The organism is Novosphingobium sp. BW1 (assembly GCF_008107685.1).
Taxonomy (GTDB): Bacteria; Pseudomonadota; Alphaproteobacteria; order Sphingomonadales; family Sphingomonadaceae; genus Novosphingobium.
Map to the genome: position 1 here is coordinate 1 of NZ_VIRF01000063.1, position 24461 is coordinate 24461.

Annotated in this window: 27 protein-coding genes, 1 tRNA gene and 1 pseudogene; 17 read left to right on the plus strand and 12 right to left on the minus strand. The window is 65.8% G+C overall.

What is annotated here, in order from left to right; genetic code table 11:
• The 3 genes and pseudogenes from FMM79_RS07535 to FMM79_RS07545 all read right to left on the minus strand — a co-directional run.
• A pseudogene (locus tag FMM79_RS07535) lies at nucleotides 1-553 on the minus strand (IS3 family transposase); the annotation flags it as partial.
• A gap of 52 nt (nucleotides 554-605) precedes the next feature.
• Nucleotides 606-1244 carry a hypothetical protein gene (locus FMM79_RS07540; RefSeq protein WP_148626910.1) on the minus strand — a complete coding sequence of 213 codons (639 nt, stop codon included), beginning with the start codon at nucleotides 1242-1244 and terminating at the stop codon, nucleotides 606-608.
• Between the two features lie 411 nt (nucleotides 1245-1655).
• A tRNA-Arg gene (locus FMM79_RS07545) sits at nucleotides 1656-1732 on the minus strand.
• Between the two features lie 154 nt (nucleotides 1733-1886).
• Between FMM79_RS07545 and FMM79_RS07550 the strand changes: the two genes are divergently transcribed.
• Together FMM79_RS07550 and FMM79_RS07555 are read left to right on the plus strand one after the other, a co-directional pair.
• Entirely contained in the window at nucleotides 1887-2315 is a 429-nt protein-coding gene (locus tag FMM79_RS07550; protein ID WP_240339045.1) for a hypothetical protein, read from the plus strand.
• Nucleotides 2316-2365: 50 nt separating this feature from the next.
• The gene (locus tag FMM79_RS07555) at nucleotides 2366-2875 is read left to right on the plus strand and encodes an MmcB family DNA repair protein (RefSeq protein WP_148626911.1); all 510 of its coding nucleotides are present in this window, start codon (nucleotides 2366-2368) and stop codon (nucleotides 2873-2875) included.
• A 16-nt stretch (nucleotides 2876-2891) separates the two neighbouring features.
• On the opposite strand, the gene FMM79_RS07560 is transcribed toward FMM79_RS07555, so the two are convergent.
• Nucleotides 2892-3308: a DUF2314 domain-containing protein gene (locus FMM79_RS07560; protein ID WP_148626912.1), complete on the minus strand. Its 417-nt coding sequence runs from the start codon at nucleotides 3306-3308 to the stop codon at nucleotides 2892-2894.
• Nucleotides 3309-3316: 8 nt separating this feature from the next.
• Entirely contained in the window at nucleotides 3317-3493 is a 177-nt protein-coding gene (locus FMM79_RS07565) for a DUF1289 domain-containing protein (RefSeq protein WP_148626913.1), read from the minus strand.
• Nucleotides 3494-3800: 307 nt separating this feature from the next.
• On the opposite strand from FMM79_RS07565, the gene FMM79_RS07570 reads away from it, so the two are divergent.
• The 9 genes from FMM79_RS07570 (at nucleotide 3801) to FMM79_RS07610 (ending at nucleotide 14163) form a co-directional block, all read left to right on the plus strand.
• Nucleotides 3801-5285: a DEAD/DEAH box helicase gene (locus FMM79_RS07570; protein ID WP_148626914.1), complete on the plus strand. Its 1485-nt coding sequence runs from the start codon at nucleotides 3801-3803 to the stop codon at nucleotides 5283-5285.
• 309 nt (nucleotides 5286-5594) lie between these two features.
• Nucleotides 5595-6329, plus strand: a complete 735-nt coding sequence (locus tag FMM79_RS07575; protein WP_240339046.1) for a sterol desaturase family protein — start codon at nucleotides 5595-5597, stop codon at nucleotides 6327-6329.
• A gap of 26 nt (nucleotides 6330-6355) precedes the next feature.
• A complete protein-coding gene (locus FMM79_RS07580) occupies nucleotides 6356-6811 on the plus strand; it encodes a DUF2141 domain-containing protein (RefSeq protein ID WP_148626915.1) in 456 nt (151 codons plus the stop codon).
• Nucleotides 6812-6846: 35 nt separating this feature from the next.
• Nucleotides 6847-8166 carry an MFS transporter gene (locus FMM79_RS07585; protein WP_256376784.1) on the plus strand — a complete coding sequence of 440 codons (1320 nt, stop codon included), beginning with the start codon at nucleotides 6847-6849 and terminating at the stop codon, nucleotides 8164-8166.
• A gap of 107 nt (nucleotides 8167-8273) precedes the next feature.
• Nucleotides 8274-9641, plus strand: coding sequence for a hypothetical protein (locus FMM79_RS07590; RefSeq protein ID WP_148626917.1), 1368 nt, complete (start codon nucleotides 8274-8276; stop codon nucleotides 9639-9641).
• Between the two features lie 274 nt (nucleotides 9642-9915).
• Entirely contained in the window at nucleotides 9916-11277 is a 1362-nt protein-coding gene (locus tag FMM79_RS07595) for a M48 family metalloprotease (protein WP_148626918.1), read from the plus strand.
• A gap of 65 nt (nucleotides 11278-11342) precedes the next feature.
• Nucleotides 11343-12053: a DsbA family protein gene (locus tag FMM79_RS07600; protein WP_240339047.1), complete on the plus strand. Its 711-nt coding sequence runs from the start codon at nucleotides 11343-11345 to the stop codon at nucleotides 12051-12053.
• A gap of 61 nt (nucleotides 12054-12114) precedes the next feature.
• Entirely contained in the window at nucleotides 12115-13281 is a 1167-nt protein-coding gene (locus FMM79_RS07605; RefSeq protein WP_148626920.1) for a sensor histidine kinase, read from the plus strand.
• Between the two features lie 81 nt (nucleotides 13282-13362).
• On the plus strand, nucleotides 13363-14163 hold the full coding sequence (locus FMM79_RS07610; RefSeq protein ID WP_148626921.1) for a LytTR family DNA-binding domain-containing protein: 801 nt from the start codon (nucleotides 13363-13365) through the stop codon (nucleotides 14161-14163).
• A 144-nt stretch (nucleotides 14164-14307) separates the two neighbouring features.
• On the opposite strand, the gene FMM79_RS07615 is transcribed toward FMM79_RS07610, so the two are convergent.
• Nucleotides 14308-14517 (minus strand): hypothetical protein, encoded by a 210-nt coding sequence (locus FMM79_RS07615; RefSeq protein ID WP_039389778.1) that lies wholly within the window; start codon nucleotides 14515-14517, stop codon nucleotides 14308-14310.
• Between the two features lie 372 nt (nucleotides 14518-14889).
• On the opposite strand from FMM79_RS07615, the gene nadC reads away from it, so the two are divergent.
• From nadC to FMM79_RS07630, 3 genes are read left to right on the plus strand one after another with little or no spacing between them, the layout of a single operon-like run.
• Nucleotides 14890-15765 (plus strand): carboxylating nicotinate-nucleotide diphosphorylase, encoded by an 876-nt coding sequence (gene nadC / locus FMM79_RS07620; protein ID WP_148626922.1) that lies wholly within the window; start codon nucleotides 14890-14892, stop codon nucleotides 15763-15765.
• 20 nt (nucleotides 15766-15785) lie between these two features.
• Nucleotides 15786-16193 (plus strand): hypothetical protein, encoded by a 408-nt coding sequence (locus FMM79_RS07625; RefSeq protein WP_148626923.1) that lies wholly within the window; start codon nucleotides 15786-15788, stop codon nucleotides 16191-16193.
• 10 nt (nucleotides 16194-16203) lie between these two features.
• A complete protein-coding gene (locus tag FMM79_RS07630; protein ID WP_371710879.1) occupies nucleotides 16204-16908 on the plus strand; it encodes a ribonuclease T in 705 nt (234 codons plus the stop codon).
• A 142-nt stretch (nucleotides 16909-17050) separates the two neighbouring features.
• Here FMM79_RS07630 and FMM79_RS07635 read toward each other — a convergent pair whose 3' ends face one another.
• Nucleotides 17051-17506, minus strand: a complete 456-nt coding sequence (locus FMM79_RS07635; RefSeq protein ID WP_148626925.1) for a nucleoside deaminase — start codon at nucleotides 17504-17506, stop codon at nucleotides 17051-17053.
• 115 nt (nucleotides 17507-17621) lie between these two features.
• Here FMM79_RS07635 and rpmB point away from each other — a divergent pair, with 115 nt between their 5' ends.
• On the plus strand, nucleotides 17622-17906 hold the full coding sequence (gene rpmB, locus FMM79_RS07640) for a 50S ribosomal protein L28 (RefSeq protein WP_039389789.1): 285 nt from the start codon (nucleotides 17622-17624) through the stop codon (nucleotides 17904-17906).
• A 103-nt stretch (nucleotides 17907-18009) separates the two neighbouring features.
• On the opposite strand, the gene FMM79_RS07645 is transcribed toward rpmB, so the two are convergent.
• The 4 genes from FMM79_RS07645 to xseA all read right to left on the minus strand — a co-directional run bounded on the left by FMM79_RS07645 (nucleotide 18010) and on the right by xseA (nucleotide 21969).
• Nucleotides 18010-19026, minus strand: a complete 1017-nt coding sequence (locus FMM79_RS07645; RefSeq protein WP_162528462.1) for an esterase-like activity of phytase family protein — start codon at nucleotides 19024-19026, stop codon at nucleotides 18010-18012.
• Between the two features lie 212 nt (nucleotides 19027-19238).
• Complete coding sequence (locus tag FMM79_RS07650) at nucleotides 19239-20135, minus strand: M23 family metallopeptidase (RefSeq protein ID WP_148627121.1); 897 nt, start codon at nucleotides 20133-20135, stop codon at nucleotides 19239-19241.
• A 19-nt stretch (nucleotides 20136-20154) separates the two neighbouring features.
• The gene (locus FMM79_RS07655) at nucleotides 20155-20358 is read right to left on the minus strand and encodes a DUF2093 domain-containing protein (protein ID WP_039389797.1); all 204 of its coding nucleotides are present in this window, start codon (nucleotides 20356-20358) and stop codon (nucleotides 20155-20157) included.
• Between the two features lie 27 nt (nucleotides 20359-20385).
• Nucleotides 20386-21969, minus strand: a complete 1584-nt coding sequence (gene xseA / locus FMM79_RS07660) for an exodeoxyribonuclease VII large subunit (protein WP_148626927.1) — start codon at nucleotides 21967-21969, stop codon at nucleotides 20386-20388.
• Between xseA and purD the strand changes: the two genes are divergently transcribed.
• Together purD and FMM79_RS07670 are read left to right on the plus strand one after the other, a co-directional pair.
• Nucleotides 21931-23214, plus strand: coding sequence for a phosphoribosylamine--glycine ligase (purD, locus tag FMM79_RS07665; RefSeq protein ID WP_148626928.1), 1284 nt, complete (start codon nucleotides 21931-21933; stop codon nucleotides 23212-23214). The two genes, xseA and purD, sit on opposite strands and share 39 nt — an antisense overlap.
• 4 nt (nucleotides 23215-23218) lie before the next feature.
• Nucleotides 23219-23713: a hypothetical protein gene (locus tag FMM79_RS07670; protein WP_148626929.1), complete on the plus strand. Its 495-nt coding sequence runs from the start codon at nucleotides 23219-23221 to the stop codon at nucleotides 23711-23713.
• 150 nt (nucleotides 23714-23863) lie between these two features.
• On the opposite strand, the gene FMM79_RS07675 is transcribed toward FMM79_RS07670, so the two are convergent.
• The gene (locus tag FMM79_RS07675) at nucleotides 23864-24391 is read right to left on the minus strand and encodes a hypothetical protein (RefSeq protein WP_148626930.1); all 528 of its coding nucleotides are present in this window, start codon (nucleotides 24389-24391) and stop codon (nucleotides 23864-23866) included.
• Between the last annotated feature and the right edge of the window lie 70 nt (nucleotides 24392-24461).

Sequence of the window (24461 nt, forward strand, 5' to 3'; positions counted from 1 at the left end):
TCGATCGCCATCTTCTTCATCAGGCTCGCGACATGGCAGCGGCCGATCGTGATGCCCTCCTGACGAAGAAAGTCGCGCATCATCCGGCTGCCTGCGAACGGAAACTCCAGATGCAGCGCGTCGATGCAACGCATGATCGCAAGATCTTCGGACGAAACCGGCCGCGGCAGATAATAGACACTACCCCGGCTGATCCCCAGTTCCTTCGCTTGGCGCTTCACGGGCAAGGTATGCGAGCGGTCGATCATCGCCTTGCGCTCGGCAACAGACCTGCCTTGCCGAGCGCGCCTTCCAAAAAATCATTGGCCAACGTCAGCTCGCCGATCTTGGCGTGAAGCGTCTTCACGTCGACGGCCGGTTCGTCAGATGCCTTCTCCGAGCCGAACACGCCCGCCGCCCCTTCGAGCAACTGCGTGCGCCACGTCGTGATCTGGTTGGGATGCAGATCATAGTCGTGCGCCAGCTCTGCCAGCGTCTTCTCACCCTTGATCGCGGCAAGCGCCACCTTCGCCTTGAATGCCGGGCTGTGGTTGCGCCGGGGTCGTCTGCTCATTCTCTGCTCCTGTCTCGCAGCCCATCTGGCTGCTCTCAGGCAGAAAATCCAATTATCTCAGTGTGCAGATTCTCCAGGCCACCTCTCTCTGAATGCGCGATGGGCGCTCCGTCTTGCGGTCCATGATAATGGCCAGCCCTCCATGTGCCGCGTAGGCGTGCTCCCCCGACACGGCTGACCAATCACGATAGTTGGGATCGCCATCAATTTGGAGGAACACGCGGTTGTGATCCAGCTCGCCGGTTGCGAACGCGCTGACCGAGACGGGACGGGGGCCGTGGACGTCACCCATCTGGCAGCAAAGCAACTTGGCGAAGTAGCGAAACACGTTAAGGTAGGGCGCGCCGCCCTCTGCATAGCGCTCATCCTCAAAGACGGTGATCGGGTCGCTTTCAACGGCATGGTGTGCTAAGGTCAGCTTGTGCAGCCGGTCGAACTCTCTGTCCGCTGGCTGCGTGCGCGCTCCGTTGCAATCGGCGCATAGCCCGGCGGAGTGGTGAAGCGCCTTGGCCTTCGGCCCTTGCGCGTTGCGATAAGCCTGCCCGCCGCCGAACTGGCCAATTACCATCTTGTCACTGCCGAACATGGCTCGGATGGCCGATGCTTTGACCTTGTGCTCACCGGTCAGCGGCGCGGCGACCCCGCATAGGCAACAGTGCCCATCCTGATACGGCTCGAACAAGAAACCCATGCACCTGATCCTATATAGTCGTTCAGTATAGGTAGGGGCGCGCCCGCCGCAGGCAAACGCGCTAGAGCGGGAGCGATGTGGTCTTTTGGACTGAACTCCGCGTCTGGACTGAACTCCGCGTCTGGACTGAACTCCGCGTCGGAAAAGTGGCCGATCTGCCGTAGCTAAAACTGCAACTTCAAACTGAAGTTTCTGCCTGAAAGCGGCGCAGCCGGAGAAAAAGCGGTCTGCTAGCGCTTCGTATGGGCGCATCCGACAGGTAGGCCCCGGAAAAATCTGGACTGCCAGCCGCGCCAAGATTGTCGGATTGCAAGCCCAGCAGGCCACGCAGAAGCAGGGGAAGCCAGACCCCATGTTTTCCATACTCGTTCCATACGGAACGAACGGCAATCGCCTAAGTCTTTGAAAAATTGGCGCACCCGACAGGATTCGAACCTGTGGCCTCTGCCTTCGGAGGGCAGCGCTCTATCCAGCTGAGCTACGGGTGCAGTAAAGCGCCGCCTAGCAGAGCCTTGGCAGGGATGCCAGCGCCAAATCCATCCGCGTGTGCAGGAACTTCATCGTCCTGAGCCCGCGAATTGGGCGCTTGAATGCGTGACAGTTAGGAAATTGGCAAGCGCGCCGCGCCTAAACAGGCTGACTATGGACGCGACTCCGCACAAGACGGGCAAATTTGCCTTCACAGGTACCGGACCTGGCCGGTCGGGGCGCGCCCAGTTCGGAAACGGGTCGGCGAGCGCGCTGTCGATGAAATGGTCGGCCCTGCATGATGCCGCGCAAGCCATTGCCAGCATCGCGGGAACGCCTTGCCCCCCGCTTACCCAGGCCATCCGTGCATTCCCTGCGCAGGTCCGCGATGCGGAAGAGGAGCGCCGCCTCCAGGCCGAACAGGAAATCGCGGATCTCTCTGCGGTCATGGAGGCGGGACTTTCCGCGTTGCTCTCCGCCCTCGCGCGCGGGAGCCATCCCCAGGCCGCCGCCCGCGCGCTGTGGAGCGAGTTCGTGCGCACCCGCGACGGGCTCCTCCATCTGGCCCTCCGTCCACAGGGAACCGCTCGCCGAATGGCCTGAACTGTCGGCTACACGTTGCAAGTTCACATTTTGTTCTTATCATGCCGGGCATGGCCGTCACCGATTCGATTCGCCCCGATCCCGCTGCCGCTCCCGGCGCCTCCATCGTTGCCGCCGACGTCGTGCGCGGCGTCTCGCGGCTCTTTGCCCGCAACGACATCTGGTGCCTGCCCGAGATGATGCTGCGTAATGGACGGCGCGCGGACCTGATGGGCGTTGATGCGCGCGGGCAGGTCATCCTCGTCGAGATCAAGGTCAGCCGGGCCGACCTGCTCGGCGATGGCAAGTGGACCGACTATCTTGATTTCTGTGACCGGTTCTACTGGGCGCTGCCCCCCTCGCTCGACCGCGCTCCGCTGGAGACCGAGGCGTTCCTGCCCGATACCTGCGGGGTAATCGTGGCGGACAGCTACGACGCCGAGATCCTGCGGCCCGCCCCCTTGCATCAGCTGGCCGCCGCACGCCGCAAGGTGGAGGTCGAGCGCCTCGCGCGCACCGCTCTGCGGCGGCTGGTGGTGAACGCGGATCCCGAAACGCAAAAGTGGGACCGGGACAGCTGACACCCGACCCGGTTTCCTAGGGCTGGCCCCCGCCGGCCTGGCTGCCAGGCCAACGCCGCCGAGGTTCCTGCAAGGCCAGCACGCGCGTTTCAGCATCGCCTCTGTCGATCGCGATTACGTGCCGCGCCCTGAACGGCAGTTCGCTCCCGCTCCACAGTTCCTCGTTCTCGCCGATCGAACTCGGATCGTTGTCGCGAACTCTCAGATAGCCGTCCGGGCGACGCTCGCGAACAAGGACCCACATGCGCTCGAACGCGACCGGGCCCTTGGCGCTGTCGACTTGGATCCGGAAGATCAGCTTCACCAGATCACCCGGCCACAGATTCTCCCGGTCGGCCCGGGACGGGATCGCAAATGTGTCCGGGGCGCTGGCGTGATAGGCCTCTCCATCTTCAAGGCACCAACCATCGGTGTGCAGATCGGCGTCACGCATCCCTCCACTCATCGTGTTTTCTCCAGATCGAGGGCTTCCAGCCGCGCCCAGACCGCGCGCTTGCCCGCCTCATCGAGGCGAGGCCAGGCCACGATTTCCTCGATCGTACGATGGCAGCTGCGGCAGACCCGCCGGGCGGAATCGAGCGCGCAGGTGTTGCGGCAGGGGGAGGGAACCTCAGGCATGGACTCCATGCTCAGCCGATTCGGATCGGACCGGCAAGCGCAATTATCTTGCGTTTTCCACAGAACCCCCCTATCTGCCATCCCGCAACCGGCGCGCAGGAGTGATTCCTGCGCTGCAGTCCGCGAGCGGCGTGAGGTCCAGGGATAGGCAAAAAGCCGAAAAATCCCGGACCGGCCCGGACGAGCGGTTGCGATAGAACCAAGCTTCCTTCTTCACGCAGGGTCGCCCGAACGACACCTTGCCGTGCGCGCGCTTGCTTCGATGTTTCCGGCGCGCACCAAGCATGACAACTTGAAAGTGACGTGCATGTCCTATTTTAACGACCTTGGTCTGGCCGAGCCCCTGCTGCGTGCGCTCGAGGCCAAGGGCTATACCGATCCCTCGCCGATCCAGCACAAGTCGATCCCCTCGCTGCTCGAGGGCCGCGACCTGCTCGGCATCGCGCAGACCGGGACCGGAAAGACGGCGGCCTTCTCGCTGCCCTCACTGCACCGCCTCGCCGCCGATCCCAAGCCGCGCCAGAACGCGGGCTGCCGCATGCTGGTGCTCTCGCCCACGCGTGAGCTTGCCGCACAGATCGCCGACAATATGCGTGGCTATGCCAAGTTCCTCAATCTCTCGATCCAGTGCGTCTTCGGCGGTGTTCCGGCGGGCAAGCAGGCCCGCGCGCTCGAGCGCGGCTGCGATGTCCTTGTCGCGACGCCCGGCCGTCTACTCGACCTTATCGACAGCCGCGCGCTGACCCTCAAGCACGTCGAGATCTTCGTGCTCGACGAAGCTGACCAGATGATGGACCTGGGCTTCATCGTGCCGCTCAAGCGCGTGGCGGCCCTGCTCCCCAAGCAGCGCCAGAGCCTGTTCTTCTCGGCCACCATGCCCCAGGCCATTGCCGAGCTGGGCAAGCAGTTCATCAACAACCCGATCAAGGTCGAGGTCGCGCCGCAGTCAACCACGGCCGAGCGCGTCGAGCAGTACGCGACCTTCATTAACCAGGCCGAGAAGCAGGCGCTTCTCACCATCCGCCTGCGTGAGGGCCTTGCCGAAGATGCCGCCGAGAAGGCCGAGCACGGCGCGATCGACCGCGCGCTTGTCTTCACCCGCACCAAGCACGGCGCGGACCGCGTGGTACGCCACCTGACGGCCGCAGGCATTCCCGCCGCTGCGATTCACGGCAACAAGAGCCAGGCCCAGCGCACCGCCGCGCTCGGCGGCTTCCGCCAGGGCACGATCCGCGTCCTTGTCGCGACCGACATCGCCGCGCGCGGCATCGACGTCTCGGGCGTGTCCCACGTCTACAACTTCGAGATCCCCAACGTGCCCGAACAGTACGTCCACCGCATCGGCCGCACCGCGCGTGCAGGTGCCGACGGCGTAGCCGTGAGCTTCGTCGCGCCGGACGAGAAGCCCTACATTCGTGACATCGAGCGCCTGACCCGCGTCAAGCTGACCGCGCTCGGCCTTCCTGAGGATTTCGTGGTCGAGGCGCGCCGTCTGCCCGCTCCCACCCGCCGCAGTCCTGAGCCCCAGGGCCAGGGCCGCTCAGGCGGTGGCCGCGGCGGCAACAACGCCAGGGGTGGCAACGGCGGCGGCCGTTCGAGCGGCGGGAAGCCGGGCCGCGATCGCCAGAGCGGTGACGGTGATCGCCAGGATCGCCGCGAAGCTCCGCGCGGCGAGCGCAACAACGGTGCGAATGCCGGTGGTACGGGCGAAGGCGAGCGCAAGCGCCGCTTCCGTCCCCGCGGCGGCAAGAGCGTGGGCACGCACAAGAACGCGGTGCGCCGCGCAGGCTGAGCCTTCCGCGCCTTCGCACGCAGACAGAACGATCCCGGGGGCCCTGCTCTCGGGATCGTTTCGTTTCGGATCCTGTCAAAAAGAAAAAAAGGGATTCAAGGGGCCATCGCCCCTTGCCCCGGAACGGGCAACCTCACCTTTCTTGGTCAAGGCTGCGCGCGGGAGGTGAGCCAGACATTATGGGGAGCCGGAGGGCGATCGCCCTCGGATTTCTCTTCTTGTTTTTCCAAACCCGGGTCGCACTGCATTCGGCGTATCTTTTCCCACCAAGGCTTTGCAGGCGTCCAGCACGCAGGCATAAGTGGGCTAATGGGATCACCTTCCGCCCCCGGCCTCTGGGCCCTTCTCGTCTCGGCTCTGGCCATGACGGCCATCGTGGGCGGGCGCTATCTGGCGACCTCCGGCCTCTTCGCGCTCATCACCCGGCGCGCCCGGCCCGGGCTCTATGCCGGGATGGACCGCCAGATCCGCCGCGAGATCTTCTGGTCGCTGCTCTCGGCCGGGATCTACGGCGTCCCTGCCGGGATTGTCGCATGGGGCTGGCAGGCCCATGGCTGGACGCGCATCTACACCGACTTTTCCGCCCACCCTGTGTGGTGGATGCCGCTTTCGGTCTTTCTCTTCCTCTTCGCGCACGACACCTGGTTCTACTGGACCCACCGCTGGATGCACCGCCCCCGCGTGTTCCGCATCGCCCACGCGGTCCATCATGCCAGCCGCCCGCCCACGGCCTGGGCGGCGATGAGCTTCCACCCCGTCGAGGCGGTGACAGGCGCGGTGGTGATCCCCGCGCTCGTCTTCCTGATCCCGATCCACGTGGCCATGCTCGGTCTCGTGCTCACCATCATGACCGTGATGGGCATCACCAACCACATGGGCTGGGAGATCTTCCCCCAGACCCTTGTCCGCTCGCGACTCGGCCACTGGCTGATCACCGCCTCGCACCACCACCGCCACCACGAGCAGTACCGATGCAACTACGGCCTCTATTTCCGGTTCTGGGACCATTTCTGCGGGACGGACCGGGGTATATCCACGCCCTGAGCCTGATCGCCCTCGCCCCGCTCGCCATGGCGGCGACAGGAGCTGGGGACGAGGGGGCTTCGGCGCCCGCGGCCAAGGTCGTCACCAGTGCGCTCGCTGTAAAGGGTGCGGTGCCCCACGTCACCGCCCGCATTACCAACCTGCGCTCCGCCAAGGGGCAGATCCTGGCCTGCCTGACCCGCGATCCCGACACCTTTCCAGACTGCGAAAAGGACCCCGAGGCGCACCGCCTGACCGTTCCGGCAAGCAAGGACGTGGAGCTCGACTTCGGGCCGGTGGCGCAAGGCCGATATGCCGTCGCGCTGATTCACGATGAAAACGCCAACGGCAAGCTCGACAAGGCCCTCATCGTCCCGCGCGAGGGCTTCGGCTTCTCGCGCGATGCACCCGTGCGCATGGGCCCGCCCGCTTTCGACAAGGCCGCCTTCGCCACCGGCGCGGAAAACACTCGCCTGACGATCCGCATGCGGTATTTACTCTAGGCATGCTATTTTCCGCCAGGACAGGCCCATGAGGCTTGCCGCCGCGCGCCCTGCCCCCTAACGCCGAAAGGGTGGAAGGATCGCAGCAAAGCCCCCGCCCGCCTTCGGCGACGGCGCAGACCTCGCCCGACGGTCCTGATGGCCCGTTTTCCCCGTTTCGCCACCCCGTCTTCCGCTCGATCTGGATCGCCAACCTGTTCTCGAACCTGGGCGCGACGATGCAGGGCGTGGCCGCGGCCTGGCTGATGACCGACCTGACGAGCTCACACCAGCTCGTCGCGCTGGTCCAGGCCTCGACCACTGTACCGATCATGCTCTTCGGCGTGTTTGCAGGCGCGATTGCCGACAACTACGACCGCCGCGTTGTCATGCTGATCGCGCAATCGGGCATGCTGCTTGTCTCCAGCCTTCTGGCAGGACTGACTTATGCCGGGCTCATCTCCCCAATCCTGCTGCTCGCCTTCACGCTGAGCGTGGGCATCGGCACCGCGCTCAACGCGCCCGCCTGGCAGGCATCGGTGCGCCAGGTCGTCGCCCCGCGCCAGATCTCTCAGGCGATCGCGCTGAACTCGATCTCCTTCAACATCGCGCGTTCGGTAGGACCAGCGCTCGGCGGCCTCATCATCTCGATCTGGGATGTCTCGTTCGCCTTCGCGATCAACGCGGTCAGCTATATCGGTCTCATCGGCGTGCTGCTGTGGTGGCGCCCGGAACACCGCAAGATCGCACCGACCCCGATCCTGCCCGCCGTCTGGGCCGGGCTCAGCTACTGTGCGAAGACCCGCCCCTTGCGCCGGATCCTCGCTCGCAGCTTCGCACTGGGCCTTGGGCTCTCGGCCTACCAGGCGCTGCTGCCAACGGTCGTCAGCGACCAGATCGGCGGCACCGAAATCGACTTCGGGATGATGCTGGGGCTGTTCGGAATCGGCTCGATCAGCGCGGCCCCGTTCGGTACCGCGATTCGCCGCAAGCTCGGCCTTGAGGGAATTCTCCTGCTCGGCACCGCAACTTTCGTGCTCTCGCTCTCGGTCATCGCCGAGGTGCGCACGATCCCGCTCGCCCTGCCTGCCGCCTTCATCTCGGGGATGGCCTGGGTGCTGATCCTCACCACCATCAACACCGCAGTCCAGCTGCGCTCGCCCGAATCGATCCTGGGCCGCTGCCTTTCGATCTACCAGGCGGTCACCTTCGGGGGCATGGCCATCGGCGCGTGGATCTGGGGCGCGCTGGCGGACTGGAAGGGGCTGCCCTTCGCGCTCCACGCCGGATCGGTCGCGCTCCTCGCCGGGTTCCTGCTGCTGCGCGTGGTCGCCCCGCTGCCGCGTCTGGGCGAAGGCCTCGTCGGCGACGATTGAAGCCTCACCGATTAATCTCCCAATTGATCCACTGGCGCGCGCATTTAAAGATTATTTTACCACGGCAAGGCATGACAATGGACCAGTCGGAGGCTTGGGAATTCCACATGGATACGTTGCGCAGTCAGTTTTCCGAGCCCGACGTGCCTTTCGAGGAGGCGGGCGACAGCGAATCGGACACGCCTGTTGCCGTGGGCCGCGACGAGCGGCGCATGCAGGTGCGCGCTTACAATTTCTGGGCGGGTCTGCTGGGCGAACGCGCCTTTCCCCATACCGACGACCTTGACCTCGAGACAATCTTCGACTTCGGCCCCAACAGCGTCCTTCTCGATTTTGCCGAGGGGATCGAGGCCCCCATCGTCCGGTTCGTGGGCGCCACGCTGGCGCAGGAATGCGACATCGAAACGCCGATCCGCACCCTTGCGGACGTGCCCAGCCGATCGCTTCTCTCGCGCATTACCGACCACTACATGCAGATCCTCGCGAACCAGGCCCCGAGCGGGTTCGAGGCCGAATTCGTCAATCAGCGCGGCAAGACCGTGCTTTACCGCGGGATCCTGCTCCCCTTCGCACGCGACGATGCGACCATCGATGCGATCCTGGGCGTCATCAACTGGAAGGCTCTGAGCCCGGCCGAAGCGCAGGGGCGCGCCGAGCGCTTGGGCGATGCGCCCTCGCAGGCGAACGAAAGCATGCCCGCCATGCTGCGCGAAACGGCTCCGATGACCGAATGGGCCGATGGCCCGGCCGATGACGCCTTAGATATCGCCCCCGGCCTCGAACTTCTCGCGCTCGAGCTTCCGACCGCGCAGTTCGGCCTCGTCGATCCGGACGACCTGGCCGCCAGCGCTCCGACCGGCTTTGCGCCGCCCGCCCCGCGCGACCTTACCGACTGGCTGGGCGCGGCACGTGAGGAAGCGCGCCTGGCGCGCGGCTGCGAAAGCCGCTCGCGCGAGGCGCTCTACGCGGCCATCGGAAGGGCCTATGACTTCGCGCTGGCCTGCGAGGAGGCTCCGGACGCTTACGCCGAATTGCTCGCTCAGGCCGAGATCACCGTGCAGGAGCGCGCCCCGCTGCTGCCCGTGGCCAAGCTCGTCTTCGGGACCGATTACGACAAGACACGCCTCACCGAGTTTGCCACCGCCATGGCCCATGGCCAGCGCCTGGGCCTTGCCCGCGGGGGCCTCAAGGATCTGCTCGCCACGACGCCCGGAGGCCTCAAGGCCGTTATCCGCGCCGAGCGTGACCTGCGCCGCGCCGAGGCCGGGGACGCCAGCGCCCTGATCGCCCGCCACGAGGAACTCCTCGCCGCGCTGCGCCAGATGCCGCCCAAGCCCTTCGAACAGAGCGCGCAGAGCAGCGAATTTGCCGTCCTTGTCGCGCGCCGTACACCCGAAGGGCGGCTCATCCTGCTGGGCGAGATCGACGATGATGCGCGCCTGCTCGACCGCGCGGCGCGCCATCTGCTCGATTGAGCAATTCTGCCAGGGCCAGGCAGAAGAAGAGATATCCGAGGGCCATCGCCCTCAGGCTCCCCAAATTGCCTGCCTCACCTTTCGCTCGCCTCATTGGCCGAGAAAGGTGAGGTCGCCGATTCCGGGGTCAAGGGGCGAGGGCCCCTTGGTCATTATCCTTCCTTGTTCCCCACTTCCCACCGCCCATCGCGCTCGCTAGGCTCCCCACCGTTCCCGGCGCCCTTCCTGCGGGCGCTTCAGCACCGGTTAAGGCCCGAAAGGCCCTAGAGGCACCATGCCGTTGATGCGTTTCGCCGCTGCCCTGATTTGCGTTCTGGCCCTGCTCGGCTGGTCGGCCACCCCGGCCGCCGCGCAATCGATCCTGCGCGACGCCGAGACTGAGGCACTGCTCCACGACATGGCCCAGCCTCTGATCGCGGCCTCCGGGCTGGAGCCCGAGAACGTCGACATCGTTCTCGTCAACGACATGTCGGTCAACGCCTTCGTCGCGGGCGGCCAGGCGGTCTACGTCAATGCGGGCCTCATCAACGAGGCGGACACCGCCGAGGAAGTCCAGGGCGTGATCGCGCACGAACTGGGTCACGTCACCGGGGGCCACGCCGTGCTGCGCCCGGGCGCCTCGGCGGCGAGCAATATCTCGATCCTCTCGCTGCTGCTGGGCGCGGCGGCGGCCGCCGCAGGCAGCGCGGAAGCGGGCCTTGGCGTGATGATGGCCGGGCAGCAAGCCGCGATGGGCAAGTTCCTCGCCTACACCCGCTCGCAGGAAGCCTCGGCCGACGCGGCGGGCGCAGAGTATCTCTCCAAGGCCGGGATCAGCGGGCGCGGCTCGATCGAGTTCTTCAAGAAGCTGCAGAACCTCGAATTTCGCCATGGCTATCGCCCGCAGGAGGGCGACGAGTTCTTCTCCACCCACCCGCTCACCGGGGACCGCATCCAGACGCTCCAGGACACCTACCAGAAGGACCCAGCCTGGGATAAACCGGCCGATGCGGCGATGCAGAAGCGCTTCGTGCGCATGAAGGCCAAGCTGTTCGGCTACCTGGCCGAGCCACGCCTCGTGTTTCGCGAGTATCCCACAACCGTCAACACGGTGCCTGCACGCTACGCCCGCGCCTACGCCTACCACCGTGAAAACCAGTTCGAGAAGGCGAGCGCCGAAGTCGCCGCCCTGGTCGAGAGCGACCCCGACGATCCCTATTTCCTGGAAATGCAGGGGCAGATTCTGCTGGAAAGCGGGCAGCCGAAAAAGGCGCTCGAGCCCTTGCGCAGGGCCACGCAGGAAACAGGTAACCAGCCTCTCATCGCCACCCTCTTCGGCCACGCGCTGATCGCGACCGAGGACCGCGCCAACCACGACGAGGCGCGCCGCGTGCTCAAAGCCGCCGTGGTGCGCGACCGCGAGAACCCCTTTGCCTGGTACCAGCTGGGCGTCATCTACGCGCAGGACAACGACATGCCTCGCGCCTACCTCGCCAGCGCCGAACAGCAAGCGCTCTCGGGCCGCATGGCGGAGGCCCTGCGCAGCGCCCAGGCCGCCGAGGCGGGCCTGCCCGAATACTCTGCCGACTGGCTTCGTGCCCAGGATATCGAGATGCAGGCGCGCGCCGAACTGGAACGCCGCGCCGAGCGCCGCTAGGGCGCCTGCACATAACCACCGACCAACCTCGACAGACCAGACAGGACGCCAGGATACACATGGGAATGGGAACGAAGCTTGCTGCCGGGATTGCCGCCATCGCCGTGATTGGCGCAGGCGGCTGGTTCGGAGGCCGCATGGCGGTGGAACGCGTGGTCCACGACTACATCCTCGAACACCCCGAGATCTTGCCCCAGGCAATGGAAAACCTGCAGAAGCGCGAATCGCAGGCGCAGCTCGCAGGGGTGCGCCAAAGCGTGGAAACCCCCTTCCCCGGTGCGGTCCTGGGCAACCCCGATGGCACCACGACGCTGGTCGAGTTCAGCGATTTTGCGTGTGGCTACTGCCGCCAGAGCCTGCCCGACGTGCAGGCGCTGATCGCGAAGAACCCGGACCTGCGCATCATCGTGCGCGAACTGCCCGTCATCAGCCCGGCAAGCCCGGCCGCCGCGCGCATGGCGCTCGCCGCAGCCGAGCAGGGCAAGTACCCCGCGTTCCACGACGCGATGTACGCAGCCGGCCAGGTCGATGAAGCCACCATCGAGGCAGTCGCGCAGAAAGTCGGCCTCGACATGGAACGCGCGCGCCGCGTGGCCCAGAGCCCGACGGTCGAGGAGGAAATCCAGCGCAACCTCAAGATGGCAAGCCAGCTGGGCTTCACCGGCACACCGAGCTGGATTGCGGGCGACAACCTGATCGCAGGCGCGGTCGGCATCGACCAGCTGTCACGCGCGCTTGACGAGGCGCGGGCCGCACGCTCCGCACAGGACAGCTGAGCCCACTGCTTTTCAGGGGCCCCGGTTTCGGGTCGCCCCCAATCTAGGCTAGACCATGGTCATGCGTGTACTGCCCATCCAGCCGATTCCGTTCTTCGCGAACAAGGACAAGGCCTTCTGGCGCTTGCAGACCGCCGGCTGGGCCGGTGCGATGCTGCTGCGCACGATGTCGATGATCGCCAACAACCAGCCGCTGACCTCGCTGGTCCTGGTGCTGATCCAGACGATCACCGGCTTCTCGATCTCGCTCGTCCTCTCGGTAATCTACCGGGGCCTCATCGCGCGCCGCCCGATCATCACCTGGGGCCTGACCGCGGTGATCCTGACCTTCGCGGTCTCGCTCCACGCCTTCATCGACGCCTGGGTCTGGTCGCTGTGGCGCACCGACAGTGACGCCAGCTTCACCCAGCTGTTTCTTGGCGTCCTCTACATCGACGCGACATTGCTGGGCGCCTGGTCCGCACTTTACTACGCGATCAACTTCTACCTCCAGGTGGAAGAGCAGAATGACCAGCTGATCCGGCTCGAAAGCCAGGCGACGAGCGCGCAGCTGGCCATGTTGCGCTACCAGCTCAACCCGCACTTCCTGTTCAACACGCTGAACTCGATCTCGACGCTGGTGCTGCTCAAGCAGACCGAGCCGGCAAACGCGATGCTGAGTCGCCTCTCCTCGTTCCTGCGCTACACGCTCGTCAACAAGCCCTCGGCGCGGGTGACGGTGGCGCAGGAGGTCGAGACGCTGAAACTCTACCTCGACATCGAGCGCATGCGCTTCGAGGAACGGCTGCGCACCACCTTCACCATCGATCCCGCGACCGAGAAGTGCCTTCTGCCCTCGCTGCTGCTCCAGCCGCTGGTCGAAAACGCCATAAAATATGCCGTGAGCCCGCAGGAATCCGGGGCAGAGATCACCATCGCCACGCAGCTCATCGGCCCTACGCTTCGCATTACCGTCTCCGATACCGGGCCGGGCTTGCAAAGCGCCACCACCGACAACAGGTTGTCGGGCATGACCTACGATGGAGGGGAGCCGGTATCCACCGGCGTTGGCCTTTCGAACATTCGTGACAGGCTTGACCAGGCGTACGGCGAGGATCACCGTTTCGAGACGCTCGAACCGGTCGAGGGCGGCTTTGCCGTCCTTATCGAGATGCCCGCCGAACGCCGGGACGAAGCCGAGGAAGACCTGCCCGGTCGGCCCCCCCAGGCCGCCCTGGCGGGACGCTGAGCACACCTCCCGCAATTACCAAAGGGGGCGGGAACAAAGGGGGATGGCGCGCATTGCGCTTTTTTCCGGAGAAGTAAAAAGATGACAATTCGCACGATCCTTGTCGACGACGAGAAGCTGGCCATCCAGGGCCTGCAGCTGCGCCTCGAGAAATACGCCGATGTCGAGATCATCGACACGTGCTCGAACGGGCGCGAGGCGATCCGCAAGATCAAGACCGAGAAGCCCGACCTTGTCTTCCTCGACATCCAGATGCCCGGCTTCGACGGCTTCTCGGTGGTCAAGGGCGTGATGGAAATCGAACCCCCGCTCTTCGTTTTCGTGACCGCCTACCAGGAGCACGCTGTGCGCGCCTTCGAGGCCAACGCGGTGAACTACCTGATGAAACCTGTCGACGAGAGCAAGCTCGACGACACGCTGGCCCGCGTGCGTCAGCGCATCGCGGAAAAGAAGTCCGCCGAAGAGGCCGAGAAGCTGAAATCGGTACTTGCCGAAGTCGCCCCCGATGCGGTCGAGCATATTCCGGAAGACCCCGAACAGGCCGCCTCCGAGCGCTACGAGAAGCTCATCAACATCAAGGATCGCGGCCAGATCTTCCGCATTGATGTCGACACGATCGAGCATATCGAGGCGGCGGGTGACTACATGTGCATCCGCACCGCCGACAATTCGCTGATCCTGCGTGAGACGATGAAGGACCTGGAGCGCCGGCTCGACCCGCGCGTGTTCCAGCGCGTTCACCGCTCGACCATCGTCAACCTCAACCAGGTCCGCCAGGTCAAGCCGCACACCAACGGCGAATGCTTCCTCGTGCTCGATTCGGGCGCGCAGGTGAAGGTTTCGCGCAGCTACCGCGACGTGATCGCCCGCTTCGTGCACTGACGCACGAGCCATCGCCGGAGAACGAATCGAAAAGGGCCTTGCCGATCACCCTTCCCAGGGGACAGGCAGGGCCCTTCATCGCACGAGGCAACGGCCATTCAGGTGCAAGGGATGGCCGGTGTCCGGCCGGGCGTTTTCCGGACCTTACTTGGTCGCGTACTCACCGGCTTCGGCGTTGAAGTTCTTGCGGGCAAAGGCCTTGGCCGCCGACTGCGTCTCGAAGATCTCATCCTGCAGCTTGGACGAGACGATCGGGTAACCGATCGAGTTGTAGCGCGTGGTACGCACGGTCAGACGGAAATTGCCGCTCTCGTCCTTCTGGATGAGGAAAGGCTTAATGGGGCCCTGGGCCATGAAACTGCTCCTATATCGTGTACCGGCGACCCGGCGTTGCTGTTGAACGGGAGGAGCCTGCGCCCCTTTGCGGGTGCGCACGCAATCCGATCCCGGGCACGAGCGAGGTGGGCCAGAACGGCAGCCGAAAAACGCCCGTCAGACGCGAGGGGCGTCCGGGCATCGGCAGGGGTGGGCTGAACAGCGATCCGGGGGGACCTCGGGCACCTGGAGCGGGGGCTCTTGGCCGTGGGTCCTGGGTCATGCAGCCACGAGCGCCTTGTGGCCTGTGAGCTCGTGTTGGAGCCCCTATGCGCTCCTTTTGCGTATTTTGCAAATCCGCGATGCAACGCCTCCTCGACAGGCGGGCAATCGCTTGGCAAGGACACACACATGACTGAGCCGACCCTGTCCGGCCTCGCATGCGAGGCCTTCGCCATCGACACATTCGTTGCCGCCACCCTCGCCGAGGACCTGGGCGAAGGACTTCCCGGAGGCGGACGCGACGTCACCAGCGAAAGCGTGATCGATGCCGACGTGCGCTTCTCGGGCGTCATGGATTCGCGCGATGCGATCACGGTTGCAGGCCTGCCGCTCGCCGCCGCCTTCTTCCGCGCGCTCGATCCCGAAATGGAGATCGAGATTCTCGTCGAGGAAGGCACGCAGGTACAGCCGGGCGCCGACCTCATGCGCCTCACCGGCAACGCGCGCGCCATGCTGACGGCCGAGCGCAGCGCGCTCAACACCGTGCAGCATCTGTCCGGCATTGCCACGATGACCCGCGCCTACGTTGATGCGATGGAGGGCCAGGCGACCCTTCTCGACACGCGCAAGACCATCCCGGGCCTGCGGCACCTCGAGAAGTACGCGACCCGCATGGGCGGCGCGCAGAACCACCGCATGGGCCTGTGGGATGCCGCCATGATCAAGGACAACCATGTCCTTGTGGCAGGCGGGGTCGGTCCGGCCGTGGCGCGCGCGCGCGACGCGGGCGTTGTGCAGATCATCTGCGAGGTCGATCACCTCGAACAGATCGAACCGGCCATCGAGGCGGGCGCCCACCACCTCCTGCTCGACAACATGGGACCCGACATGCTGCGCGAAGCCGTGGCCCGCGTCGCCGGGCGCGTGCCCACCGAAGCCTCGGGCGGCGTCAACCTCGCCACCATCGGTGCGATCGCAGCCTCGGGCGTCACTTATGTCTCGGTCGGGCGCCTCACCCAGAGTGCGCCGGCAGCCGACATCGGGCTCGACTTCACCCCGCTCTGAAACGGGAGGAGCGCGCACGAATGTCTTCCCGGCCAACCTCGATACGCCTCTTCGGTGCCCTGATGCTGGCGCAGGGCCTCACGGCCCTCGCCACCGTGCCACTGACATATGCGCAGGAGCCCGGCAGCCTGCCGATGGTGCTGATGGCGATGTACGCCGTCGGCTACTACCTGTGCTTCTGGTACATGATCGCCCGGCGCGCCAACGCCATCGCGCTGTGGTTCTATCTTGGCCTTTCCCTGCTGGACCTGCCGATGACCATCGTCTTCTGGGAAGAGTACGCGGCCCTTGGCACGCTCCATCTGGTGCTGAGCCTTGGGAACCTCGCGCTCGAAATGGCCTCGATGGCGCTGCTGCTGTGCACCGACGCGCTCGCCTGGGTGCGCGCCAGAGGCCAGTTTCCCGATCACCGGGACATCTTCAGTTAGGATGGCGCGCGTGGGCATCTGCATCGGCCTCGCACTCCTGGCGGCGCCCCTTGGCCCCCTGCAAGCCCTCGCACAAGCCTACCAGTGCCGCATGCCGCGCCAACTGGCACCGCCAAAGCCGGTCACCCGCGATGGCCCTGCCCGCCCGCGTCCCATCGCGGGCTACACGCTGGCCGCCAGCTGGTCGCCCGACTGGTGCAAGACTCATGGCAACCCCAAGGCGATGCAGTGCGACACCCGCTTCGGTCGCTTTGGATTCATCCTCCACGGGCTCTGGCCCGAGGCCGCCCGGGGCCTCTCCCCGCAGTGGTGCGCGGCCACGCAGCTGCCCCGCCCGCAGATGCTGCACAAACACCTGTGCATGACACCCTCCCCCTCGCTGCTGGTCCGCGAATGGGCCAAGCACGGCAGCTGCATGACGAAGGACCCGGCTAAGTACTACCGCGTGAGTGCGATCCTGTGGCGCTCGGTCCACTGGCCCGACGCCGACCGCCTCTCACGCAAGGAGGACCTGACCGCCGGAGACTTTCGCAACGCCTTCCTCGCGCGCAACCGCGACTGGCCGCGCAAGGCCATCGGCATCCACCTCAGCCGCCGGGGTTGGCTGAGGGAGGTGCGCCTGTGCTACGGCGCGGACTTCCGCCCCCTCGCCTGCGATACCCGGCGCCTGGGGACACGCGACGATACCGCCATGAAGATCTGGCGTGGGCTCTGAGCCGGACCATCAGGAACGTAATTCCGAGAGCCATTGCCCTCGGGCTCCCCGAACGGTCTGGCTCACCTTGCGCCCGCCACCTTGGTTGAGAATGGGGAGGTCGCCGATTCCGGGATCAAGGGGCAATGGCCACCCGGCCCGATCAACGCCGCTTGCGAAAGAAGGTACGAAGGAGGTCCGCCGCCTCGGCCTCGCCCATGCCCGAATAGACCTCAGGACGGTGGAGACACTGGGGATGATCGAAAACCCGGGCCCCATGCTCGACAGCCCCGCCCTTGGGATCGCTGGCGGCATAGTACAGCCTGGCAATACGGGCATGGGCGATCGCGCCGGCGCACATCGCGCAAGGTTCGAGCGTCACCCACAGCTCGCATCCGGTCAGCCGGTCGTCACCAAGAATTCGCGCAGCCTCGCGAATCGCCTCGATTTCGGCGTGACTCGTGGGGTCGTGGCGGGCTCTGGGCGCGTTGCGCGCCGCGGCGATGACCTTTTTATCCTTTACCACCACGGCGCCGATGGGCACCTCCCCCGAATCGGCGGCTTCGCGCGCTTGCGCGAGGGCGAGAGCCATGTATTGGGGAAGCGGCCAGCGGGTCATGCACCCTGAGCTAGCCTGCGAAATCCGCCCATGCAACTTGACCTTTGCACAGGGAATCAGTAAGGGCGCGCCTTCCCGTACTTACGGCAACCGTTTTTTTCGAGCGAGAGTAAACATGTCCCGCATCTGCGAACTGACCGGCAAGGGCCGTCAGGTCGGCTGCAACGTCAGCCACGCCAACAACAAGACCAAGCGCGTCTTCCTGCCCAACCTCCAGAACGTCACGCTGATGTCGGAACGTCTGGACCGCAGCTTCAAGTTCCGTGTCTCAACGCACGGCCTGCGCTCGGTCGAGCACAATGGCGGCCTCGACAACTGGCTTCTCAAGACCTCGGATGGCAAGCTCAGCCCGCGCGCCCTCAAGGTGAAGCGCGAGCTCAAGAAGCAGCAGGCCGCCTGATTGCCCTCACCCCGCAAGGGGTGAACGGCCAATTCGGCTTCTCGCAAAGGCGTGCGGTTCCACCGCGCGCTTTTTGCGTGCCCTTTGCTACCTGAACCAGCGCTCAGCGGATATGTTTCGACGTATCCCTGCCGGGTAGCTGTGCGGGATCGACCGACAGCTTCCACAAAAGCGTGCGCTGCCAGTGGCGCATGAAGTTGTCGTCCGAGATCAGCCAGATCTCGACGCCGCCTTGCGCGCCCTCACGCACCGCCATTCCCTCGAAATTGTCGAGCGGCATGTCCGAGGCCAGCACCGCGACCTCCTGCGAGGTCCAGGTTTCGCCCTGCGCGATGTCATGCGGATCGGCAATCACGATGCGCCCCGCAAAGGTCAGCGGCGCTGGCCAGACCAGCCGCCGCATGAGCACCAGCACGCGCCCATCAGGCAGCGTGGCGGCATCGACCGCGGAAAAGTTGCGCGGCCCTGCAAACTGCAGCCGCCGGGCTTTCCCACCTTCGACCGGATCGCCTGCAAACAGCACCGCCTCGTGCAAGCGCCCACCCGTGCCGGGCGTCGGCGTCTCGCGCAGCACGAGAAAACGTCCGTCAAGCAGCCGCGTCATCGCCTCGGGCCCGGAATTAACGGCCCAATCGCGCATCGCGGCAGGCTGTACGCGTTGTTCTTCATGTAACTGTGCATCCGTGCGCACGATCGCGTTGACGCCCTCCATTCCGAGCCAGATCGCGCCGCTTCGCGGGTCCCGAAACGCCGATTCGACGTCGCGGTCCTGTTTCTCGTTGCTGCGCGTCGCCAGACCCACCTTGTCGTAGGCATGGCGAAACGGCGCGCCTGTGCGCATGTCGAGATGGAGCCACATGCCCCCGTCACTGATCGCCAGAAGCTGGCCATCCCCCACCGGCACCAGCGCCGAATAGCCGCCCGCACGCGCACCGGTCAGTTGCCAGGCACCCTCCAGGTGCAAGGGACCAAGATCGCGCGCCAGCCGCCCCCCATCGGGCAGGCGCTGACGCGCCAGTGCAAGGCCGTTGCCCTCGGGCTCCGGCAGCTGCGGCGAGCGCACCCAGATCGGCAGTACAAGCCCTGCCAGCAGGATCAGCGAAGCGATACGAGCGCGCACAGGACCTCGTTGGGAAGGCAAGAAAAGGCGGATATCGCCACGTTAGGGTATATTGAGCAGGAAGTAAGGAGATTTCCGAGGGCTTACGGACCTGTCCAGATCACCTTACGCCAGCCTCCCTGGTTGAGAAAGGTGAGGTCGCCGATTCTGGGGTCAAAGGGCGATGGCTCCTTGAAAAACACCTGTCTTACAAATCTATCGGACTGGCGGGATCAGTTCATCGGCCCAGTGAACAGGATGGGATCTACCCGCGCGTCCTTCCACTTGATCGACCAGTGCAGGTGCGGCCCAGTAGCGCGGCCCGAGCTGCCGATCTTGCCGATCACCTGCCCCTGGCGCACCGTATCACCCACCTTCACGTCGATCTGCGAGCAGTGCAGGAAGGCGCTATTGAGGCCATTGCCATGGTCGATCATCAGAAGGTGGCCTTCGAGCGAGAAGGGCTTGGAATCGGCCGCCAGGATCACCGTGCCATCAGCCGGTGCGACAAAGGGCGTACCGCTGGTGCCGGTCGCGATGTCAAGGCCCGAATGGTAGCTGCCCGGCTCGCCGCGATAAATGCGCTGCGAACCAAAGCGCCCGGAGATGCGCCCCTTCACCGGCCAGATGAAGTCCTGCGTCCAGCCCATAGCGCCAGTGCGCTTGGCGCGCGCGGCCACGATCTGGGCAAGTTCAGGACGACGGATCTTCATGAAGGCTTCGGACGGCCCGCCCTTGCGGCGCGCGATGTTCACCCGCTCGATGTTCCACTTGCGCGGCGAGACCGAGATGGTGCGTTCCAACACCGAACCATCGGCGAGCTTGGCAACGAGCCGGGCGCTGTCCTTGGCATCGCGGTCGAACGCGGCAAACCACTGGCCCGACCCTTCCGCCACGCCAACATCCTCACCATCGAGCGTCATGGAAACGGTACCCTTGGGCGCCACGCCACGAATCCAGCCCCCTTGCGTGACCTCGCCGGTAACGGAGAGGCCCTGCCCGCGCGCTGCATCATCGGCCGCGTAGGCCGGGCGCTCGGCGGCCAAGAAGGTGCCTGCAGTGAGAACCGCGCAGCCAAGAGCGCTCCCCAAGGCCAGCCGGCCAAGAAGGGACGTACGTGCAATCTTCATCATGGGATGGTTCCCTGGGTCAGGTGTCCGAGAGCATACGGCGCGTCGCGATCTCCGCGCTCGCGTAGGCTTCCTGCCGCTCCGCGCTCCAGTACCGCAGCTCCTCGAGCGCGATGGGCTCGCCGGTCACGGCGCAATTCACGTAGTTGCCCGGGCTTAGCATACGGTAGCTGCTGGGCCCGTAGGCGAGCTTGGCGGGACGGTCGGCAGAAGACATTAGCATGACCTTGGATCTAGCAGAGGCCCCGCCTCAAAACAAATCGCCCTGTCGCGGTTCCTCGGCCTTCGGTCGCGGGGCGGACGAGAGCTTGGGATCGGGCTTGAGGCTGGCCTTGGGTGCCAGGGCCGGAGCCGGGCCTGAAGAACCAGAAGGAACCGCGCCCTCGCCCACCGCGACCGCAAGTTCGCCATCGCGGAACTCCAGGACGAGGCCGGTCTCAGTGGCCGCCTTTTCGCGCGAGGTCAGCGCCTTGCCGTCCACGCTCTTGACCAGCGCATAGCCACGTTCGAGCGGCAGGCGCGGGTTGAGCTGGGGCAACACGCGCGCAAAGGGGGCCAACCGGTCACGGTCCTGCGCCCCGCGGCGGGTAAGGAGGCGCGGTTCGAGGCCCGTACCGGCCAGGTCCTTGCCTGCCTGCACCACCTGACGCTGCAGCAGGGGCAGCGAAAGCCGCGCGGCGACAACCCCCAGGCGCTCACGCTTGCGTCCCGCCCGGTCCTTGAGCCCCCGCCGCAGCCGGTCGGTAAGATCGTCGAGCGCCTGCGCCTTCATGGCAAGGATCGCATCGGGCCTGGGCAGGCGCTGCACGCGCGCCTCCAGCCGCTCGCGCCCCAGCGTCACCGGGCGCAGCGCGCAGCGGCGCATGCGAAAGCCCATCTCGTCGAGCTGTCCCAGCAGTTCGCGGCGCACCGGCACCGCGATTTCGGCCGCAGCCGTCGGCGTGGGCGCGCGCCGGTCGGCGGCGTAGTCACACAAGGTAGTGTCGGTCTCGTGCCCAACGGCCGAGATCACCGGGATCGAACACTCGGCCACCGCGCGCACGACCACTTCCTCGTTGAAGCTCCATAGGTCCTCGATCGAGCCGCCGCCGCGCGCGACGATAACGAGATCGGGGCGCGGCACCGGACCGCCGGGCGCGATCGCGGAAAAGCCGCGCACCGCGTTCGCGACCTGCTGGGCGGCGCCCTCGCCCTGGACCAGCACCGGCCAGACCAGGACCTCGCTCGGGAAACGGTCAGCCAGGCGGTGAAGGATGTCGCGAATGACCGCACCCGTGGGCGAAGTCACGACACCGATGGTACGCGGCAGGAAGGGCAACGCGCGCTTCCTCTCGGGCGCGAAAAGGCCTTCCGCAGCAAGCCGCGCGCGCAGCTTTTCCAGGAGCGCCAGCAGCGCGCCCTCGCCCGCGATCTCCATCGATTCGATCACGATCTGGTACTTGGAGCGCCCGGGATATGTCGTCAGCTTGCCCGCCGCGACGACCTCGATCCCGTCCTCGGGACGAAAGGCGAGGCGCTGCGCGTTGCCGCGCCACATCACCCCGTCGATCACCGCCTTGTCGTCCTTCAAGGCACAATAGAGGTGCCCGGACGCTGCGCGCTTGACGCCCGAAAGCTCCCCGCGAAGGCGTACATAGCCGAACCGATCCTCGACCGTGCGCTTCAATCGGGTCGAAATCTCGGTGATCGAAAGCGGCGCGGCGTTGTCCCCTGCGCCCTCCTTCGCTACCAGCCCCTCCAAGCGACCGTATTCGGTTTTGTCATCGTCAGTGGATCGATTGAAAGGCACGGGGTTATGAACATCCTTCTTCTGGGCTCGGGCGGGCGCGAACATGCGCTGGCATGGAAGATGGCGCAATCCCCGCTGTGCGACACGCTCTACGCTGCCCCCGGAAATCCCGGTATCGCGCAGGATGCGACCTGCGTGGAGCTGGATGCGACCGACCACGGCGCCGTGCTCGCCTTCTGCGAGGACAAGCGCATCGGGCTCGTCGTGATCGGCCCCGAGGCCCCGCTCGTCGATGGGCTTGCCGATTCGCTACGCGAGGTGGGCGTTCCGGTGTTCGGTCCCAACAAGGCCGCCGCCCAGCTTGAGGGCTCCAAGGGCTTTACCAAGGACCTGTGCGCCAAGGCCGACATTCCCACCGGCCGCTATGTACGCGTCACCAGTGAATCCGCAGGGCTTGCCGCTCTGGCCGAATTTGGCGCGCCGGTGGTGGTGAAGGCCGACGGCCTTGCCGCGGGCAAGGGCGTGACGGTCGCGATGACCGAGGCCGAAGCCGAAATGGCGGTCATGGAAATCTTCTCGGGCCGTTTTGGCGAGGCAGGCGCCGAAGCGGTGATCGAGGAATACCTCGATGGCGAGGAAGCCAGCTTCTTCGCGCTGACCGACGGCTCGACCATCGTGCCCTTCGCCAGCGCGCAGGACCACAAGCGCGTGGGTGACGGCGATATCGGCCCCAACACCGGCGGCATGGGTGCCTACAGCCCGGCCAAGGTGCTCACCCCCGAGCTCACCGCCGAGACGATGACCCGCATCATCGCGCCCACCGTACGCACGCTGGCCGACGAGGGCATGCCCTATAACGGCGTCCTGTTCCTGGGCCTCATGCTCACCAAGGACGGCCCCAAGCTGATCGAGTACAACTGCCGCTTCGGCGATCCGGAATGCCAGGTAATGATGATGCGCCTGCAGAGCGATCTCGTCGAACTGCTCCATGCCTGCGCGGAGAATCGTCTCGGCTCGGTCGCGCCGCCGCGCTTCTCCGACGAGCCCGCGCTCACCGTGGTGATGGCCGCGCACGGCTATCCCGGAACGCCCGAGAAGGGCGGCGCGATCAAGGGAATCGAAGGCAACGAGAACGACCACGTGAAGGTCTTCCACGCGGGCACGGCGATCAAGGACGATACGCTGGTGGCGAGCGGGGGCCGCGTGCTCAACGTGACCGGCATGGGTTCTTCGGTCAGCGAAGCGCAGGGGCGTGCCTACGCTGCGCTCGACGCGATCGACTTCCCGACCGGCTTTGCCCGCCGCGACATCGGCTGGCGCGAGGTGGCGCGCGAGAAGAGCGCCCACTAAGCCCATGATCAAGCACGCCGACGCCATCCTCAAGCTGTGCCTTGCGGCCGGTGCCCTCATGGGCGGGGCGGGCGTCGGCTTCTACTATGGCATCTACCTGCCCTCGCAGGACATCCGCGAGCAGAGCCAGGCGATGGCCCGGCGCCAGGAGAACGCGGTCCAGCAGACCGACGCACTGGCCCAGCAGGCCCGGCGCGAAAAGGCCGCCCAGACCGCCTTCGAGGACTGCGTGAGCCGCGCACAGCTTTCCTACAAGAACCACTGGAGCGCGGCCTGCCGGGCCCAGCACGCCGCCGACGTTGCCGAGTTCGAGGACTGCGCGGACAACTTCTTCGCCACCGAAAGCGGATGCCGCCGCAAGCATCCGATCCGGCCCGAACGCGGCTGCGCGCTCACCACCCAGCTTGCCGACCGGCTCGTCGAGGAACGCCGCGAGGCGCGCCGCGAATGCCAAGTGGATCTGGAAGAGGCTCGGCGCAGGGCATCTGCCGAAGTCTGAGTTTTGCGAGTTTTTTCCAAGGGGCCATAGCCCCTTGACCCCGGGACGGGCGACCTCGCCTCCTTCAGCCAAGTGGGCGCGCGAAAGGTGAGCCAGACAGTTCGGGGAGCCCGAGTGCGATGGCCCTCGGATGTCTCTTCTCTTGACTAATCACACCGCTGCGCGGCTGAGCCCTCCGGGCGGCTCGTCGAGCAGGAGCTTCACCATCATCGCCAGGCGCTTGGCGTCCTCGCGAGCGAGGTGCTCCTTGGGAAGCTTGGCCCGCGCGGCGTCCAGCGCGCGCACGACCTGTTCGCGCGTGTAGCCGCGCCGGCCGATGAATTCACCCAGGTACCGGATCGGGAAGGGAAGGGGTTTGCCGATGGCGTGGCACAGGACCTCGAACCAGTATTCGTCGAGGTCGGCATCGGCATAGAGGTCGCAATCCTCGGTGAAGGCGACCATCTCGGCGTAGACCTGTTCAGGCGGCAGGCCTTGGGTTTCCAGCAATTCGCGGCTGATGCCATGGAGGCTCTCGGCCTCATCGGACCAGTCCCAGTAGGTCCAGAGGGGCGAGGGCTTGATGAGCCAGGCCCGGCTGCGCCCGTCCACCCGCGCGATGGCAACCTCAATGGGAAAGGATTGCCCGTATTCGGGCAGGCAGCTTGCCTCGAAGTCGATCAGCGCCGGACAGGTCAATCGGCCAACTCCCCAGTTCCGGGCGGTCCGTCGGTCGGCACAGCATGGCGCTGCCCGACGGACCGGAACC